Annotated in this window: 1 protein-coding gene; it reads right to left on the bottom strand. The window is 60.4% G+C overall.

Annotation, left to right across the window (positions count from 1 at the left end):
• Positions 1-209 precede the first annotated feature (209 nt).
• Positions 210-1,926: heparinase II/III domain-containing protein (locus tag AC1DT3_RS19440; RefSeq protein ID WP_477466857.1), on the bottom strand; the 1,717-nt coding region annotated here is incomplete at its 5' end.

Genomic DNA, 1,926 nt, shown 5'->3' with positions numbered 1-1,926 from the left:
CATTCCGGTTGATTTACTCGGACGAGAAGCTCGATTTTCGCAAGCTGTCGAAATACAACGTCACGAGTCTCCTCGCCAACATTCGCGGACGCGTCAACGAGAGGCTGGGCGCCGATATCGTGAAGGACATTCTCGTCGAGAATTTCAACTTCGTGAGCAAGACCGACATTCGTTCTTGAAGGTGAAGGGCCGATATCGGTTCGATTGCGTCAAGCCTGATCCCGTCGGATGAGAAGATCGCGAACGGCGTGGCTTTCCACAATGGCGTCCAATGCTTGCAGACCAGCTTCGTCCCGAGCAATCAGCAAGCCGCCGCAGGCGCGGCCCTGTCCGTTGAAACTATAGCGTAGGACGTTGGCGGCTTCGAGCGCGCCGGGCTGCCGTGACACGAAGCCCTGAATGGATGCAGGACGTTCATTACTTCCGTGACTGATAGTCCAACCGCTGAAGCGGCCTGCCATCGCGCGAGGCAGAATGCGCAGTTTTCTCTTCTGACGAAGGCCCATCGCGAGCCGCGGATCGATCGCGGCGACGGTCGTCTCAGGTTCGAAATGCAAATGCCCCTCGAATGAGACTGGGCGCGGGGAGGTGGCAAAATCATCGAACACGGCGATGGCGCGAAGATCCGCAAGGGCTACGAATATCCGCCTGTGCATGTAGTCTGGACCATGCACGTTTGTCACGATCTCGAAGGCATGGGCATTGTCTAGCGACAGAGTGGTTCCGAGCCAGGAAACGCCGGCACCCTGTTCGCGTCCATCGGGGAGCGCAACGTTGTGGGCGCGCGACGAGAGCAAATACTGGCGCGCCGGTCCGGTTTCGTCGTTCGACCCAGCGGAGTCGACAATCCAGCGCGTGCTGCCGGCATTGAAGACGAACGAGGTCGCGTCATTGTGGCCGTGTTCTGCGCGTTGTTCTGAAACACGGGTCGCAAGGTAGGCGGAATCGCGACCGCGTTGATAATTGCGAAGTGCCATGACGCCGGCACCGGGAAAACCGAGCACACGGCTGCCTTCGGGGTAAGAGACCTCCTTGGCGATGCGCGGGTCGCTCATCCATTCTGCGCCTCCTTGCGTCAGCAGACGCKTGATCCAGGCCGCGTACCGATGGCCGTGCGGCGTGTCGCCGAAGGCGGGAAGGGTGCCACTCGGGTCCGTCAACGCGACGGCGGCGACCGCAACTTCGCGAAGGCGGCGGCTGAGATCATCCGCGAAATCTCGCGCATCCGRATCGAGACGAAACGCAGAAGCCAGGATCGAACCGAGAGTGAGCAGCTCGAGCTGGTAGTGCGGCGATTGTTCCGCAAGCGCGCCGTCTGTGCCGATCTGCACATCAAATCCCTCCCGCAAACGAAGCATCGCGAGAGAACGCCAGAATGGCGCCAGGGGAAGACGCGGAAGCGCGCGCGCGATGGACAACAACGTCGCCGCCACATGGAGATGATCGATCGAATGGGAGAAGACGTTCTGGCTGAGGATTTCGGCGAGCGAGAAACCATGGCGAACAACGTCGGCGAGGATGGTCTTCCGATCGCTTTGGTCGATCCAGTTCTTCGTCGTCAGGCATCTGGTGAGAAGCACGAGTAGTGTCTCGGCGCGGCGTGCCTGGGCGATCGGATGAGCGCTGATGGCATCGATCGTCTGATCCGCGAGGTTGGCGCTCGACCAAGAGACGGCATATCGAACAGCCCGTTCGAGGGCGCCTTTCTGGTCGCTTCCGGCAAGATCCATGAGCCAGGTAAGCGATTGAAATTCAAGTCGCCAGGTCGGTGAACGATAAGGGTCCTCGTTCCACAAGAGCTCATCCGGCAAGGCCCAATCGGCAAAGACGCCAATGCGCAACTGGCCGTGCGGAGCGGGTGTCGGCTTGCCGCCCTGGATCTCGCGCAAACGCTGATGCACGAAGAGCGCGGACGTCAACGCATCG

This window comes from Microvirga sp. P4_G7 (genome assembly GCF_056401005.1).
Note: the sequence above shows the minus strand (reverse complement) of the source record. Positions and strands in the feature narration are given on the sequence as shown.